General features: G+C 71.0%; 13 protein-coding genes and 3 pseudogenes. 9 read left to right on the top strand and 7 right to left on the bottom strand.

Translation table 11 applies throughout. The annotated features are described in order from the left end of the window. The first annotated feature begins 78 nt into the window (after window positions 1-78). A complete protein-coding gene (locus tag QQK35_RS03560) occupies window positions 79-723 on the top strand; it encodes an NADPH-dependent F420 reductase (RefSeq protein ID WP_284252926.1) in 645 nt (214 codons plus the stop codon). Here the strand turns inward: QQK35_RS03560 and ybaK are convergent. Next, window positions 720-1198, bottom strand: a pseudogene (gene ybaK / locus QQK35_RS03555) (Cys-tRNA(Pro) deacylase). The gene QQK35_RS03560 and the pseudogene ybaK sit on opposite strands and share 4 nt — an antisense overlap. Next, window positions 1195-1806, bottom strand: a complete 612-nt coding sequence (locus tag QQK35_RS03550; protein WP_284252925.1) for a DUF2510 domain-containing protein — start codon at window positions 1804-1806, stop codon at window positions 1195-1197. Before QQK35_RS03550 ends, ybaK begins: the two are co-directional and overlap by 4 nt. Before the next feature lie 327 nt (window positions 1807-2133). Here QQK35_RS03550 and QQK35_RS03545 point away from each other — a divergent pair, with 327 nt between their 5' ends. The 4 genes from QQK35_RS03545 (at window position 2134) to QQK35_RS03530 (ending at window position 5111) form a co-directional block, all read left to right on the top strand. Further along, window positions 2134-3405, top strand: a complete 1272-nt coding sequence (locus QQK35_RS03545) for a hypothetical protein (RefSeq protein ID WP_284252923.1) — start codon at window positions 2134-2136, stop codon at window positions 3403-3405. 379 nt (window positions 3406-3784) lie between these two features. Beyond that, window positions 3785-4132, top strand: coding sequence for a hypothetical protein (locus QQK35_RS03540; RefSeq protein WP_284252921.1), 348 nt, complete (start codon window positions 3785-3787; stop codon window positions 4130-4132). Window positions 4133-4227: 95 nt separating this feature from the next. Then, window positions 4228-4563, top strand: coding sequence for a hypothetical protein (locus QQK35_RS03535; RefSeq protein WP_284252919.1), 336 nt, complete (start codon window positions 4228-4230; stop codon window positions 4561-4563). Beyond that, window positions 4560-5111, top strand: coding sequence for an RNA 2'-phosphotransferase (locus QQK35_RS03530; protein WP_284252917.1), 552 nt, complete (start codon window positions 4560-4562; stop codon window positions 5109-5111). Before QQK35_RS03535 ends, QQK35_RS03530 begins: the two co-directional genes overlap by 4 nt. A 5-nt stretch (window positions 5112-5116) precedes the next feature. On the opposite strand, the gene glgX is transcribed toward QQK35_RS03530, so the two are convergent. Continuing rightward, complete coding sequence (gene glgX, locus QQK35_RS03525; RefSeq protein WP_284252915.1) at window positions 5117-7162, bottom strand: glycogen debranching protein GlgX; 2046 nt, start codon at window positions 7160-7162, stop codon at window positions 5117-5119. 32 nt (window positions 7163-7194) lie between these two features. On the opposite strand from glgX, the pseudogene QQK35_RS03520 reads away from it, so the two are divergent. Further along, window positions 7195-8387: pseudogene (locus tag QQK35_RS03520) on the top strand (cysteine desulfurase family protein). A gap of 12 nt (window positions 8388-8399) precedes the next feature. Here QQK35_RS03520 and QQK35_RS03515 read toward each other — a convergent pair. After that, entirely contained in the window at window positions 8400-8774 is a 375-nt protein-coding gene (locus QQK35_RS03515) for a cupin domain-containing protein (protein ID WP_284252913.1), read from the bottom strand. A gap of 113 nt (window positions 8775-8887) precedes the next feature. Here QQK35_RS03515 and mnmA point away from each other — a divergent pair. Continuing rightward, window positions 8888-9978, top strand: a pseudogene (gene mnmA, locus QQK35_RS03510) (tRNA 2-thiouridine(34) synthase MnmA). Here mnmA and QQK35_RS03505 read toward each other — a convergent pair. Both QQK35_RS03505 and QQK35_RS03500 read right to left on the bottom strand, forming a co-directional pair. After that, window positions 9975-10946, bottom strand: a complete 972-nt coding sequence (locus tag QQK35_RS03505) for an IS481 family transposase (protein WP_284252911.1) — start codon at window positions 10944-10946, stop codon at window positions 9975-9977. The pseudogene mnmA and the gene QQK35_RS03505 sit on opposite strands and share 4 nt — an antisense overlap. 111 nt (window positions 10947-11057) lie before the next feature. Then, window positions 11058-11900, bottom strand: a complete 843-nt coding sequence (locus QQK35_RS03500) for a LysR substrate-binding domain-containing protein (RefSeq protein ID WP_284255584.1) — start codon at window positions 11898-11900, stop codon at window positions 11058-11060. A gap of 86 nt (window positions 11901-11986) precedes the next feature. On the opposite strand from QQK35_RS03500, the gene QQK35_RS03495 reads away from it, so the two are divergent. Together QQK35_RS03495 and QQK35_RS03490 are read left to right on the top strand one after the other, a co-directional pair. After that, complete coding sequence (locus QQK35_RS03495; protein ID WP_284252908.1) at window positions 11987-13333, top strand: MFS transporter; 1347 nt, start codon at window positions 11987-11989, stop codon at window positions 13331-13333. A gap of 57 nt (window positions 13334-13390) precedes the next feature. Beyond that, entirely contained in the window at window positions 13391-13816 is a 426-nt protein-coding gene (locus QQK35_RS03490; RefSeq protein WP_284252906.1) for a hypothetical protein, read from the top strand. A 22-nt stretch (window positions 13817-13838) separates the two neighbouring features. Here QQK35_RS03490 and QQK35_RS03485 read toward each other — a convergent pair whose 3' ends face one another. Next, window positions 13839-14834, bottom strand: coding sequence for a phosphotransferase (locus QQK35_RS03485; RefSeq protein WP_284252904.1), 996 nt, complete (start codon window positions 14832-14834; stop codon window positions 13839-13841). Window positions 14835-15087: the final 253 nt, after the last annotated feature.

Below are 15087 nucleotides of genomic sequence, written 5' to 3'. Positions count from 1 at the left end.
GACGGAGGGTGAGACGCCGCCCCTTTGGTCATTCGCGGACGGAATGCCGGGGGCGTCGCCCTTGTTGTATGCGAAGACATGAAGATCGGGATTCTGGGCGCCGGGAAGGCCGGCACGTCGATCGCCCGCGCGGCGATCGCGGCGGGGGACGAGGTCGCCATCGCGGCGTCGGGGGACGCCGAGCGCATCCGGCTCATCGTCGAGGTGCTCGTGCCGGGTGCGGTGCCCACCACGGCCGCCGAGGCCGTGCGCGACGCGGATCTCGTCGTGCTCGCGGTGCCGATGCACAAGTTCCGTGCTGTGGACCCCGCGCTGCTCGCCGGCAAGATCGTCATCGACGTCATGAACTACTGGGAGCCGATCGACGGCCGCATCGACGAGCTCGCCGACGCCCCGTACGGCACGAGCGTGCTCGTGCAGCGCGCATTCCCGGGTGCCCGGGTCGTCAAGAGCCTCAATCACCTCGGCTACCACGAGCTCGAGGAGGACGCCCGCCCGGCCGGTGCTGCGGACCGCCGCGCCGTCGCGGCCGCGTCGGACGACGATGCCGCCCTGGCGACCGTGCTCGCGTTCGTGGATCGCATCGGCTTCGATCCGGTGGATGCCGGCCCGCTCGCCCGCGGCATCCTGCTCGAACCCGGCTCCCCGCTCTTCGGTGCTCCGCACGACCGAGCGGCCTTCGAGGCCGTGCTCGACGCGCACGCGGAGGCGCTGGTCGCCTAGCTCCGGCGCATCGAGATGTCGGCGAGGACCGCGGAGGTGACGCCCGCGAGGTCGCCCGGCGCCAGCTCCACATCGAACCCGCGCCGACCGCCGCTCACGAAGACGGTCTCCCACAGTTCGGCCGTCTCGTCGAGCACCGTGGGCGCGGCGGTCTTCTGGCCGATCGGGCTGATGCCGCCGACGACGTAGCCCGTGCGCCGCTGGGCGAGCGCCGGGTCGGCCATCGCGGCGCGCTTGCCGCCCACGGCGACGGCGAGCGCCTTGAGGTCGAGCATGGTGGTGACCGGCACGATCCCGACCACGAGCGAGCCATCGACCTCGGCGAGGAGCGTCTTGAAGACGCGCTCGGGCTCGACCCCGAGCGCCGCCGCGGCCTCGAGCCCGAAGCTCGCGGCGGCGGGATCGTGCGCGTACTCGTGCTCCGAGAACCGGATGCCCGCGGCGCGGGTGCGACCGTCGCGGGCGTGCCGCTCACGAGAGGGTGCTGTCGTAGCTGCCGAACTCCGGGTTGTTCACCAGGAACGAGATGCCCACGATGAAGAGGGCCACGATCACGACGAAGAGCGCGTACCCGCAGATGGTGCCGGCGAGCGCCATGCCCCACCGGTGACCGGGAAGTCCCTGCCGACGCATCTTCGACGCGCGTGCGAGCGCCACGGTCGAGATGATGCCGCCGGCGAGGCTCGTCAGTCCTCCGAAGCTGAACAGGAGCCCGCCGAGCGCGACGACGAGACCGACTACGGCGAGGGTGTTGGCGGGCTGCGCGGGCGTGTAGGCCGGGGCTGCATAGCCCGGGGCGGCGTAACCCGAGGCGCCGTCGCCCTGCGCGCCGTACCCGGCGGCGGCCGGCGACGCGTACGGGGAGACCGTGGCGCTCTGCGTGGGAACGGGTGCCGTTCCTGCGAGCGACGCGCCCGGTGCGGCGAACGCGTTCGGGTCGGCGGCCGGCGCCGGTGGCGCGACCGGCGGGACGGTCGACGGTCGACGGTGATCGGTCCATCCGGTGCCGTCCCACCACCGCTCGGCGGCCGCGTTCTCCGGGTCGGGATACCAGCCGGCGACGGGCTGCGAGCTGTCGGTCATCGGCTCGATGGTATCCGGCGCGTGGGGCGGTGGGGATAACTCGGGACGTCCGCCGGCCGCGATGCTTGTATCGGCACGTGACGCGCCCGTCGGATTGGTATCTCGTCGACCTCGAGGTCGACCCGACGCCGGGGATGCGTTCGGCATCCGTCAGGTCGCGCAGCGATACACCGACATCGCGTATGTGGCGGCGAATGCTGCGTCGGTGATGCGGGGGATGCGCAGTTCGCACTCGGCGGAGGCGTGGGTCGGCGAGGCCGGGGACGTGTTCCGGTCCGAGACGGATCGGATGCCGGGGAGCTCCAGAAGGCGGACGACTCGTATTCGGTGGTCGTGGCGGCGTTGAGTGGGTGGGCGTCGGCGCTGGAGGATGCGCAGGCGCAGGCGGATCGTGGGTTGGCGCTGGCGCGGGAGGCGCACGCGGATCTGCAGTCGGCGAAGTCGGCGTATGACGAGGCGCAGCGGTCGTGGTCGACAGCGCATGCGCAGCAGCTGAGCCAGGAGAAGCTGCAGAAGAAGTACCAGGATGTGCCACCCCCGACCGGCGTGACGATGCCCACTGACGCTCAGCTACGGGCCATGTCGCGCAACGTCACGCAGACCCAGTCGTCGATGGACGCCGCGAGCGCCTCTATCGCGTCGGCGAATGCGCGCATCGAGGCGGCGAAGCGTTTGGTGTTGGAGGCTCAGGCCGCCCGTGATGAGGCGGAGAACATCGCGGTGAAGGCGATCGGCGACGCGAAGGGTCGGGCGGTCAAGCCGTCGTCGGTGTGGGAGGCGATCCAGGATTCCGCGGCATGGCAGGCGATCGTCGTGATTGCCACGGTCGTGCTGACCATCGTCAGTATCGTGGCCATCTTCGTCGGCGGACCGATCGTGTGGGCGATCATCGCCGCGGCAACGGCATTGCTCGTGCTCGATGCGCTCATGTCGATCGCGCAGGGCAAGAACGCCTGGGGTGAGCTCGCGATGCTCGCCATCGGCCTCATCCCGGGCGGCAAGGTCCTCGCACTCATCGGTCTCGCCGCGCATGTGGGCGGTGGGCTGACCGCAGCGGTGGCGCTGGCCGGCGCGGCCGACCGCATCGCTCCCTCCCTCGTGGGTGCAACGCGATCTATCAGGGAGATCACATCAGCTCTTCGCGTCGTCGCTCGCGCCGATGAGGGCAGCGTCGGCCTGCGTCGTGTCGTCGTCTCCTTGGCGCCCCGAGACGTGCGATTCACCCAGAAGACGGTTTTCTTCGAGAAGATTCGAGGTGGAAGGGTCTATACGTTCGAGGACATCGTGAAGAGTATGAAGACCGATGGCTGGGTTGGGAAACCTGTCGACGCGGTACGGATGCCCGATGGAGCCATCAGTTCTGTCGACAACACAAGGGTGCTGGCAGCACATCACTCGGGGGTTCCGATACAGGCGCGTGTTCACGAGTTCGCTGATCCGCTCCCGCCGCAGCAGCTCGTTCGGCTCGGCCGTCTGGACGGATCTGCACCGACGTGGGGAGATTTCGCGACCTCCCGGATCGAGCGACAGGGACCGACGTGGGCAGGGCAGAATCCGTTCGGAAGCTTCGATCTCCCGCGATTGACAGGACAGCCATGACCAGCGACTCGGCCGGCGCCGTACGCTGGCGGTCGGTCTTGGCAGCCGCTCCTCCGGGTTCGCCCCGCCCGACTCCTTTCGCGAGGTCGTGCTCGGCGGGCTGCCTCAGATTTCTCCCCTGATATGGCTCGTCGAGGTCGACGGACTCCTCGAGGGTGGAGCTCCGTCCTATCCGAACAGTACCCAGGACGTCGCCTGGTCCCGTTCGCGAAGAACAGCCTGACGGATGACGTCTTCTGCTGGGATATCGGGGAGCGCCACGATGACCCGACGGTCCACATGATCCACGCCTTCACGGACGCCGGATGGGAGGAGCGCGGGCACTGGCAGGACTTCGACGAATGGCTCTCTGATGCGCTCAGCGTGCACCGGAGATGGGATGGTCGAGATGACGCGTTCGATGCCTGACTCGCGCGACATCGTCGAGAGCATGCGCCGCGAAGGATGGGTGGGGCCGCCTGCTCTGGTGGTGAGAATGCCGGACGGTGGGATGACGACTCTGGACAACGCGCGCCTGGCCGCCGCCGTCGATGCCGGCATCGAGATCGTGGCCGAGGTCCACGAGTATCACGAAGCACTTCCCCCGGCGCAACATCTGCGCTTCGCCGATCGATGGCACGGAACCCCTCAGACCTGGGGCGAGGCTGTGACCAATCGCGTCGCGTCGCAGGGCGCGAGCTGGGCCGCGCAGCATCCGCAGGGCGACCCGCGCGACGGTCGCCGATGATCCCGCCGAGGCTGGTGCAGACCCGGCGCGGACAGTGGGCGCAGCTCAGGCATCGGAAGGTCCTCGCAGGGCGATCGCCGACCTTCGGCGCGCTCATGCGACGTCCACTCGAGGATCTGCAGCCCATCTTCTGGCTGGCGGAGATCCGCGGTGCCGCGATGGCTTGGCAGGAGACGCTCGCGGCCCTCTATCCGGAACGACGGCTCGTTCCCTTCGCGAAGAACGCCGCCAGCGACGATCTCTTCTGCTTCGACCTCGATCGTTCGGACGAGCAGGTGCTCCGCATCCATGCCTATGCAAGCTCCGGTTGGGAGGATCGCGGGTCATGGCCGACGTTCGCGTACTGGCTCTCCTCGGCTCGCGGGTATCACGAGGGGTGGTTGCACGACCGGGTCGGTCTGCTGGATGCGCCGAAGTGGACCTCGACATGAGCGTCGACCTCGTCCGTCTGAGCAAGACGGTCTCGCACGCCCTCCGGCATGAACCGGAGGCGTACGGGATCGCTCTCGATGCGAATGGCTGGGCCGGCGTCGACGAGTTGCTCGCCGCGATCGGTCGCGCCGTGCCGAAGCTGGCTGGTGCCACCGAGGCCGACCTGCGCCAGATCCTCGCGACCAGCGACAAGCAGCGCTTCGAGATCGCCGACGGCCGGGTGCGCGCACGGTACGGCCACTCCCTCGTGCAGCAGATCGAGCATCCGGAGACGGAATCGGTGCCGGCGGTGCTCTATCACGGGACCCCGGTGCAGTCGGCGGAGGTCGTCGCCCGGGACGGGCTGCGCCCCATGGCGCGGCAGCGGGTGCACCTGTCGGGAACCGTCGAGCTCGCCGCCCGCGTCGGTGCTCGTCGAGGGCGCCCCGTGGTGTTCGCGATCGACACCGCTCGCGCCCGAGCGGAGGGCGTCCGGTTCTCGCGCGTCGACGATGATGTCTTCCTCGCCGACCGCATTCCCGGCGCGCTGCGCCGCATCGAGGGCTGAGTCGCCTAGCGCGCGCGAAACAGCAGCATCGACGTCGGCCCGAGCTCCAGCTCGTCGCCCGGCCCGTGCTCGAGCTCGGCGTCGGCGAGGTCGTCGCGTGACGAATCCCACAGCAGCGTGTACCCCGCCACGCCCTCGTGCTCGGGGAGGGTGACGGTCACGGTGGTCTCGAGGCCGTGCACGACGAGCAGGATGCGGTTGAAGTCCTCGAACTCGGGCGTCGAGGCGGCGAGGAACTGCAGCGTCCGCTCGGCCGGCGAGTCCCAGTCCTCCAGCGACATCGACAGGCCCTGCTTGTTGTACCAGTCCATCTGGCTGGCGCTCGGCGTCGTCTCGCCCCAGCGTCCGAAGCGCACCGGCCGCAGCGCCGGGTTCTCGCGCCGCAGCCGCGTCAGCTGCCGCACCACGTCGTGCAGGTCCCGCTGCCAGTCTGCCCGGCCGGACCAGTCGAGCCACGTGAGCTCCGAGTCCTGGCAGTACGCGTTGTTGTTGCCGTTCTGGCTGCGGCCGTACTCGTCGCCGGCCGTGAGCATCGGCACCCCGGCCGAGAGCAGCAGGGTGCCGAGCAGATTCCGGATCGCCTTCCGCCGCGCCGCCAGGATCTCCGGGTCGCCGGTGGGTCCCTCCACGCCGTGGTTGTACGACTTGTTGTCGTTGGTGCCGTCACGATCGTCCTCGCCGTTGCCGAGGTTGTGCTTCTCGTCGTACGCGACGAGGTCGGCAGCGGTGAAGCCGTCGTGCGCGGTGATGAAGTTGACGCTCGCGAGCGGGCCGCGCTCCAGCGCGAAGACGTGGTTGGAGCCGGCGAGGCGGCGCGCGAGCGGGCCGATGCCCTGCGAGGGCAGGCCGTTGTCGCGGGCGGCCGCGACGTCCCGCAGCCAGAAGTTGCGCATCCGGTCGCGGTAGCCGTCGTTCCACTCCGACCACCGCCGCGGGAACGCGCCGACCTGCCAGCCGCCGGGGCCGACGTCCCAGGGCTCGGCGATGAGCTTGACGTCCTGCAGCTCGGGGTCGGCGACGATGGCCTCGAGCAGCGGATGCCGCGGGTCGAAGTCGCCGGCGGCGTCGCGCCCGAGGGTCGCCGCGAGGTCGAACCGGAAGCCGTCGACCTGCACCTCGCGCGCCCAGTAGCGCAGCGAGTCGAGCACGAGGCGCTGGGCGGCGGGGCGCGAGACGTCGAGCGTGTTGCCGCATCCGGTCGTGTCGACGTAGCCGCCGTCGGCGTCGTGCCGGTAGTAGCTCGCGTCGTCGAGGCCGCGCAGGCTCGTGGTCGGGCCGTCGCGGCCCTCCTCGGAGGTGTGGTTGTAGACGACGTCGAGCAGCACCTCGAGGCCGGCCTCGTGCAGCAGCCGCACCATGCCCTTGAACTCGCGCAGCACGCCGCCGGCGCCCTCGGCCTGCGCCGCGCGGCTCGCGTACTGCGCGTGCGGGGTGAAGAAGTTGAGCGTGTTGTAGCCCCAGTAGTTCGTCAGGCCCATCGCGCGCAGCCGCTGCTCGCTCACGTGCTGATGCACGGGCAGCAGTTCGACGGCCGTGACGCCGAGGTCGCACAGGTAGCCGATCGTCGAGGGATGCGCGAGCCCCGCATACGTGCCGCGCAAATGCTCGGGCACGTCGGGGTTGCGCATCGTGAGGCCCCTCACGTGCGCCTCGTAGATCACGGTGTGATCCAGCGCGATGCCGGGCTTGCCCACCCCGCCCCAGTCGAACCCGCCGTCCATCACCTCGCCGCGCCAGCCCGCGGTCGTGCGGCGGAGGCCGCGCGCGTACGGGTCGATCAGGTGGCGGGCGGGGTCGAAGGCGTTCGCCGGGGCGGCGGGACCGTCCGCCCGCACCGAGTACGACGCGCCGGGCACGAGCTCCGCGCTCGTGATGCTCCAGACGTCGTCGGCATCCCGGATCATCGGCGACGACCACACGACCCGGTCGCCGTCTCCCGGGTCGATCACGCACAGTTCGAGGGCGCCGGCGTTCGCACTCCACACCCGCAGCTCGCCGCCGCCGTCGACGGGGCGCACGCCGAGATCCCGGAGCGGATCGGCCGACGGCATGCGCACCAGACTACGGACTCTAGGTTGGGGGCATGGCGGTCTATCTCGACCACGCGGCCACCTCGCCCATGCCGCCCCAGGTGCTCGCCGCCTACACCGACGCGCTGCGCGTGGTCGGCAACCCGTCGTCGATCCACGGACCCGGCCAGGCGGCGCGCGAACTGCTCGAGTCGGGGCGGGATGCCGTGGCCGCGTCGATCGGCGCGGACCCCGCGGAGATCGTGCTCACCGGCGGCGGCACCGAGGCCGTCAACCTCGCGATCAAGGGGCTCTACTGGGCGCGCGCGCGGGAGCAGCGGATCCTCGTGCCCGAGGCCGAGCACCACGCGACGATCGACTCCGTCGAGTGGCTCGCCGCGCACGAGGGCGCGATGCTCGACTGGATCCCCGTCGACGACCTCGGCCGCATCCGTCTCGACGCGCTCAAGCGGGCGCTCGCCGCGAACCCGGGCGACGTCGCGCTCGTGACGTCGCTGTGGGCCAACAACGAGGTCGGCACGATCCAACCGGTGCGCGAGCTCGCGGCGCTCGCAGCGCGCTACGACGTGCCCGTGCATCTCGACGCGATCGCGGCATACGGGCAGCTGCCGATCGACGTGCACGAGCTCGGGGTGGCGGCGTTGAGCCTCGCCGCGCACAAGATCGGCGGGCCCGTGGGGGTGGGCGCGCTCTATCTCGCGCGCACGGCGACGGTCGAGCCGTTGCTGCACGGCGGCGCCCAGCAGCGCGCGCGTTCCGGCACGCAGGACGCGGCGGGTGCGGCGGCGTTCGGGGTTGCGGCGACGCGGGCGGTGGGTGGCGTCGGCTCGCCGAACCTGGGGGAGCGCGCGGCGCGGATGGCGCGAGTGCGCGACCGGCTGCTCGACGGCATCCGGAGCGCGGTGCCCGACGCGGTGCTGCGCGGGGATCCGGATCCGGCCGGCCGGCTGCCGTCCAATGCGCACCTCACCTTCCCCGGCTGCGACGGCGACAGCCTGCTCTTCCTGCTCGACGTCGCGGGGTTCGCGGTCTCCACCGGTTCGGCCTGCGCCGCGGGGTGAGCGAGCCGTCGCACGTGCTGCACGCGATGGGGGTGCCCGAGGAGGTCGCTCGCGGAGCACTGCGCTTCACGGTCGGCGACGAGACGACAGAGGCCGACGTCGATGAACTCGTGGCGGCGCTGCCGGATGCCGTGGCCCGGGCGCGGCAGGCGGGGTCGGCATCCCGGGCCCCGACGCGGTTCTGAACGACGCGCGGCTCACTCCAGGTCGTACTGGATGATGCGCGGCGACGCGTGGATGCACACCATCCGCAGGATGCCCGTGCCCGTGTTGCGGAATCCGTGATGCTGCCGCGCCGGCGCGACGACGACGGTGCCCGGGGTCGCGCGCTGCTCGGCGATGTCGGTGTCGGCCTCCTCGCCGAAGCCGTCGCCGAGGCGGAAGGTCACCTCACCCTCGAGCACGATCCAGGTCTCGGAGTAGGGATGCCAGTGCAGCCCCACGCCCTGCCCCGGATCGTCGTCGACGGCGAAGAACGAGGTCCCGGCGTCGAAGTCCGCCCCCTCGAACCGAGCGGTCCGGCTCCGCCGCCCGGCCCCCACGAGATCCGACAGCTGCAGCACATGCGCCATCGCCCCATCCACTCGCGAATGACCGAATTGTGCAAGGGTGCGCGGCCGGGCGCTGCACAAAGTGGTCATTCGCGAGCAGCGCCTACCCTGGTGGGGTGCGGGTTCTTGCGGCGATGAGCGGCGGCGTCGACAGCGCCGTCGCGGCGGCGCGTGCCGTCGAGGCCGGCCACGACGTCGTCGGCGTGCACCTCGCGCTCAGCCGGCAGCCCGGCACGCTCCGGATGGGCGCCCGCGGCTGCTGCACGATCGAGGACTCGATGGACGCGCGCCGTGCCGCGACGCACCTCGGCATCCCGTTCTACGTGTGGGACTTCAGCGAGCGCTTCCAGCTCGACGTCGTCGACGACTTCGTCGCCGAATACGCCGCCGGCCGCACGCCGAACCCCTGCCTGCGCTGCAACGAGCGCATCAAGTTCGCGGCGCTGCTCGAGAAGGCCCTCGCACTCGGCTTCGACGCCGTCGCCACCGGGCACTACGCGTCGATCCTCACCGACGCCGACGGCAACCGCGAGCTGCACCGCGCCGCCGCCTGGGCCAAGGACCAGTCCTACGTGCTCGGCGTGCTCACCGCCGAGCAGCTCGCGCACGCGATGTTCCCGCTCGGCGCCACGCCCTCGAAGGCCGAGGTGCGCGCCGAGGCCGCCGCCCGCGGGCTCACCGTGGCGCAGAAGCCCGACTCGCACGACATCTGCTTCATCCCCGACGGCGACACCCGCGGTTGGCTCGCGGACCGCGTCGGCGCATCGGAGGGCCCGATCCTGGACCAGGCGGGGAGCGGATCGGAACGCACGCCGGCGCCGCCGCCTTCACCGTGGGGCAGCGCAAGGGCCTCGATCTGCGGATCCCCTCCCCGGACGGCCGCCCGCGCTTCGTGCTCGAGGTGCGCCCGTCGAGCAACGAGGTCGTCGTCGGCCCGCGCGAGGCGCTCGCCGTCGCGGAGCTCGCGGGCCGCCGGGTGAGCTGGGCGGGCATCCCGCCGGTGGATGCCGAGGCCGGCTTCGCGTGCGGCGTGCAGGTGCGCGCGCACGGCGATCCGGTCCCGGCGACCGCCGTGCTGCGCGGCGGGGAGCTGGTCGTGCGCCCGGACGTTCCGCTCGACGGCGTCGCGCCGGGTCAGAGTGCGGTGCTCTACCGCGGCACGCGCGTGCTCGGGCAGTGCACGATCGACCGCACCGTCAGCGCGACCCTCGCGGCCGTCGACTAGCTGTAGTTCCTCGTGAGGTTGTGAACGCGGGCTGCGGGGGTTTGGCCGCCGATTCCGGTGTGGGGTCGGTGGTGATTGTAGAAGTGCAGCCAGCGGTCGTAGTCGGCGGCTCGTGCTTCGTCTGAGGTGTAGGGCTTGGCGTAGGCCCATTCGGTGGCGAGGGTGCGGTTGAACCGCTCGACCTTGCCGTTGGTTTGCGGTCGATAAGGGCGCGTCCGGCGATGCTTGATGTCGCCGAGCGCGGCAGCGAAGGCTCTGGACCGGTAGCAAGAGCCGTTGTCGGTCATCACTGCCTGGACGCGGATGCCGGCGGCGGCGAAGAAAGCGGCGGCTCGGATCCAGAAGCCGGCCGCTGTTTCTTTGCGTTCGTCGGTGTGGATCTCGGAGTAGGCCAGCCGGGAGTGGTCATCGACCGCGTGATGCAAGAACGAATAGCCGCGACCCCCTCGACCGTGCCCGTCGTTGTGTCGCTTGCCCTGCTGTCGACCGACGACTCGATGGCCGCCGCCGTCGGGGATGCGGCCGAGCTTCTTGATATCGACATGGACCAGCTCGCCGGGTGCGACCTTCTCATAACGAGTGAGACGCTCCCGACGAACGGGCAGGCCGGTGCTCTGATCCACGTGATGCAGCAGCGGCATCCGATAGCGCTCGAGCACCCGCCCGACCGTCGATCGGGGAACACCGAGGTGATAGCCGATCCGATGCGGACCCCACCGTCTCGTGAACCTCAAAGCGACGATCCGCCGCTCCAACCGAACCGAACAACGACCCGGCGACCGTCTCGGGCGCGAGCTGCGGTCGGTCATCGGCTGACCCCGCCGATAGCGGACAGCCCATTTCGACGCGGTCGCCGGCGAGCACTGAAACCGTTCCGCAGCACGCCGAGCAGGCCATCCCTGCTCGACGATCAACCGAGCAAGCCGAAGCCTGCCCTCCGGCGTGAAGGGCGCGTTAGCGTGAGTCACGAAGGCCTCCGTTGTGGGACGTGAGTGTGGTAACCCACATCCTCCGCGGAGGCCTTCGCTCACGTCACGCGATCACAACGTCCCGAGGAACTACAACTAGCCGCGCCCCGCTCACGCCGGCGCGCGCACCCCGCGGCCCACGATCGCCGACACGAGCGCCTCGATCGGCTCCCGCGCCGCGCGCGGGTTGTCCAGCAGCGTGAAGTCGACCTCGCCCAGCATCGGCAGGTCGGCCAGCGCCACCAGATCGTCCGGCACCATGTTCTGCGGCAGCACGGCCACTCCGATGCCGGCTCGCGCCGCGGCGAGCGTGCCGGTCGTCTCGCGGACGTTGCACGTGATCCGCCAGCTGCGGCCCGCCGCCTCGAGTGCGGCGATGGCGGCGGTGCGGGAGATCGACGGCGCGGGGTAGGCGATGAGCGGGACCGGCGATCCGGCATCCAGCTGCAGCGCCTTGTGCGCCGCCCAGACCAGTCGTTCGCGGCGTACGAGGCGGCCGTCGGGCAGGTCGGGCTCCTCCTTGATGAAGACGAGGTCGAGCTGTCCGGCCCGCAGGCGCCGGGCGAGGAACGCCGATTGCCCGACGGTCAGCTCGAGGTTGATCTGCGGGTAGAGCTGCCGGAAGTCGCGCAGGATCGGCGGCAGCGTCATCGCGAGGTCGTCCGCGGAGCCGAACCGCAGCCGTCCCCGCATCGCAGAGCCGGTGAAGTAGGCCGCCGCCTCGTCGTGCGCCGCGAGGATGCTGCGGGCGAATCCCAGCATCGCCTCGCCGTTGTCGGTGAGCGCGACCGCGCGCGTGTCGCGCGAGACGAGCTGACGTCCGGCCGCCACCTCGAGCTTGCGCACCTGCTGGCTCACGGTGGGCTGGCTGAGCTCGAGCAGCTCGCCGGCACGGGTGAAGCTCAGCGTCTCCGCGACGGCCACGAAGGTGCGCAGCAGGCCCGGATCGAACACGGCATCCACCTCTTATTCGAGAATCCAATGCGACTTATAGCCATGATTCCGCATTCCAATGGATGCCGCGAGCCTAGCCTGGAGCGATGAGCACGGTGCCCGGCGTCGATCCCGCCACCGTCACCGCACCGATCCCCGTGCAGTCGGGGCCGCGCTCGTTCCGCGACACGTTCAGCGCGCTTCGCGAGCGCAACTACCGGCTGTATCTCATCGGCCAGTTCTTCGCGAACACCGGCGGCTGGATGAATCGCATCGCCATGGACTGGCTGGTGCTGCAGCTGACCCACAACGTCGGCCTCGTCGGCCTCACCGTGACGATCCAGTTCGCGCCCGCGCTGCTGCTGGGTCCCTGGGCGGGCGTGCTGGCCGACCGGCTGCCGCGCCGGCATGTGCTCAAGGTCACGATGGGCGTCTCGGTGGTGGTCAACGGCACCCTCGCGGCCCTCGTGCTCACGGACGCCGTGCAGGTCTGGGAGGTCTACCTCGGCGCCCTCATCGTGGGCATCGCGATGACGATCGACGGCCCGTCCCGCTCGGCGTTCGTGAGCGAGCTGGTCGGCACCCACCGGCTGCCGCAGGCGATCAGCATGAACGCCTCGATCTTCCACCTCGGCGGATTCCTCGGCCCCGCGATCAGCGGCGTGCTCATCGCGGCGGTCGGCTCCGGATGGTCGATCGCGATCTGCGCCGTCACCGCCACCGTGCCGATCGCGGCGCTGTTCCGGATGCGCACCCGTGACCTCACGATCGCGACCCCGCGACCGCGCGAGCGCGGGCAGATCCGGGAGGCCGTGCGCTACATCCGCAGCAAGCCCACGATCGTCTGGCCGATGGTGCTCGTCGTGTTCGTCGCGACGTTCGGCATGAACCTCCCGGTGCTGTTCACGGCATCCGCGGACCACGTCTGGCACACCGGGTCCGCGGGCTACGGCCTGTACACCTCGCTCGCCGCGGTCGGCGCGCTCAGCGGCGCCCTGCTCTCGGCCCGCCGCAAGTCGCTGCGGCTGCGCACCATCATCCCGCTCATCGTGCTCTACGGCGTCGTCACAGCGAGCGCCGGCAGCGCGCCCTGGTACGTGCTGTTCCTGCCGCTGCTGGTCGGCATCGGCATCTGCCGCATCCTGTTCATGACCGCCGGCGAGTCGCTGACCCAGCTCTCGACGAACCTGTCGATCCGCGGCCGCGTGATGTCGTTCTGGATCATGATCGGAACGGGCGGTCAGGCGATCGGCGGGACGCTCATGGGATGGATCGCGGAGCTCCTCGGCGCGCAGGTCGCGTTCGCGGTGGCCGGGCTCGTCCCCGCCGCCGCGGGGATCGTCGTCGCGATCATCCTCGCCCGGCGGCACCAGCTGTCGATCCGGGTCAATGTGCGCAATCCGCGGCGCCTCGTGCGGATCGTCTCGCGCGGTCAGGTCATCGTCGAGCACTGACCCCGGAGCATCCCGCGGGAGTATGCGGCGTGCTCCCGTGCGGGATAGCGTCGGGGCATGGCTGACACTCAGACGGCTCCGGCCGGCATCCGGGTCTTCAACATGCTCGCGGGGCTGACGACGCTCGCGATCTTCCTGCAGGCGATCAGCGCGGGGCTGTTCATGTCGCTGCGCGAGGCGGGCAAGCCGTGGGTCACGGTGCACGCGATCGTCGCCTACATCGCGATCCTGCTCGCCGTCGTCACGGCGATCGTCGCGATCGTCGCGCTGCGCGCCTCGGCGAAGAGCCTCATGTGGGGAGCCATCGTGCTCGCGGTGCTGCTGGTCGTGCAGGTCGGGATGGGCCAGGCGATCGAGCAGGCGCGCGGTCTCGTCGCCGTGCACGTCCCGCTCGCGTTCATCGTGTTCGCGCTGACGATCTGGCTCTCGGTGCGCGGCGGCATCGTGCGCCGTCGCCTGACGGGCACCCCGACGCCGGCGTAGGCCGCGGACGACGCGCGCGGGATCAGCCGACGCGGCGGTTCTCGGTGCGGTCGAGAAGCTCGCGCACCTCGTCGAGGCCCAGGATCGGCGCGGTGTCCGGGCTGATCGGGTGGGAGGCGTCGGCGTGCACGTCGTCGACGAGGCGCGACATCATCTCGACCGCGTCGTCGACGATGTCGGTCGCCCGCACCTCGGTGCCGTGCAGCAGCCAGCGCGCGACCTCGAGCTCCGCGACCAGCGCCGCGCGCTGCCGGAGCCGGAGGTCCAGCGGACCGCGCGCGGCCGCGTAGGCGTCGAACGCCGCATCCACCGTGTCCTCGGCGGCCCCGACGAGCCATTGCAGGTCGAGGGCCGGATCTCCCACGCGCAGGCCGTGCCAGTCGATCACGCCGGTCACGGCGCCCTCGGCCGAGAGGAACGCGTCCGAGGCGAGCGATCCGTTGATCACGACGGGCGTGTACTGCCAGAGGCCGGCGTCGGTGCCCGCCTCGCGCCAGCGCTGCAGGAGAGCCGCCGGCACGAGGCCGGTCGCCCCGGCACGATCGATGAGAGCGAGGGCCGCGCGATGACCGTCGGCCGCGGAGTGCACGGGGAGGCCGGCATCCGTCACGACGCTCGTCGGCAGAGCGTGGATCGCGCCGATCGCGCGACCGATCGACGCCCCCAGTTCCGCGTCGAGCGACGCGAGCGGCACCTTCGTGCCGTAGACGAACTCCGACACCACGGCCCGGGTACCCGCGACGGGTGCCTGGCCGGCGAAGCTCGACACCGAGAACGGCAGCCGCGCACGCACGCCGGTGCTCAGAGCGCGCAGCGCCACCAGGTCCGCCGACTGCTCCGCCTCGGCACGCTCGCTGCGCGGCACGCGCACGATCCAGTGCCGCCCGTCGCGCCCGGTGAGCAGGGCGGCGTCGAAGTCGCCGCCTCCGCTCGAGCCGAATCCCTGCACGCCGACGACGTCGAGACCGGCCACGGCCGAGGTCGCCAGCGCGGCTAGAGTGAGAGCGGATCTGGCCATGGGGTCAGGGTAGGTCCGGTCCTCGCCCGACCGGCGGACGCCACGCCCCAGCTCGAGAGTCCGGAGTGTCGTGCCCCCTGCATCCGAGCCGTCGTCGTTCGCAGCGCACCTGCCGCTGTCCCGCGCCACGATCGACCGTGACCACCTCTCGCGCACGTTCGGGGTGGAGGCGCTGCTGGCCGAACCGGAAGCGCGCGCCATCGTGCTCCGCTCGGGGAGGCCCTGCTCGCCGGACCGGCCGAGATCGCGCTCC

The organism is Pseudolysinimonas kribbensis (assembly GCF_030161895.1).
Taxonomy (GTDB): domain Bacteria; phylum Actinomycetota; class Actinomycetes; order Actinomycetales; family Microbacteriaceae; genus Pseudolysinimonas; species Pseudolysinimonas kribbensis.
This window is presented reverse-complemented; position numbering and strand designations above follow the sequence as displayed.

Bases quoted from the DNA above. Each gene is read 5' to 3' on its own strand.
- QQK35_RS03515 (WP_284252913.1), bottom strand. From the start codon at position 8,774: ATGGCGCATGTGCTGCAGCTGTCGGATCTCGTGGGGGCCGGGCGGCGG.
- QQK35_RS03560 (WP_284252926.1), top strand. From the start codon at position 79: ATGAAGATCGGGATTCTGGGCGCCGGGAAGGCCGGCACGTCGATCGCC.
- QQK35_RS03550 (WP_284252925.1), bottom strand. From the start codon at position 1,806: ATGACCGACAGCTCGCAGCCCGTCGCCGGCTGGTATCCCGACCCGGAG.
- QQK35_RS03495 (WP_284252908.1), top strand. From the start codon at position 11,987: ATGAGCACGGTGCCCGGCGTCGATCCCGCCACCGTCACCGCACCGATC.
- QQK35_RS03530 (WP_284252917.1), top strand. From the start codon at position 4,560: ATGAGCGTCGACCTCGTCCGTCTGAGCAAGACGGTCTCGCACGCCCTC.
- QQK35_RS03535 (WP_284252919.1), top strand. From the start codon at position 4,228: ATGCGACGTCCACTCGAGGATCTGCAGCCCATCTTCTGGCTGGCGGAG.
- glgX (WP_284252915.1), bottom strand. From the start codon at position 7,162: ATGCCGTCGGCCGATCCGCTCCGGGATCTCGGCGTGCGCCCCGTCGAC.
- QQK35_RS03485 (WP_284252904.1), bottom strand. From the start codon at position 14,834: ATGGCCAGATCCGCTCTCACTCTAGCCGCGCTGGCGACCTCGGCCGTG.
- QQK35_RS03540 (WP_284252921.1), top strand. From the start codon at position 3,785: ATGGTCGAGATGACGCGTTCGATGCCTGACTCGCGCGACATCGTCGAG.
- QQK35_RS03490 (WP_284252906.1), top strand. From the start codon at position 13,391: ATGGCTGACACTCAGACGGCTCCGGCCGGCATCCGGGTCTTCAACATG.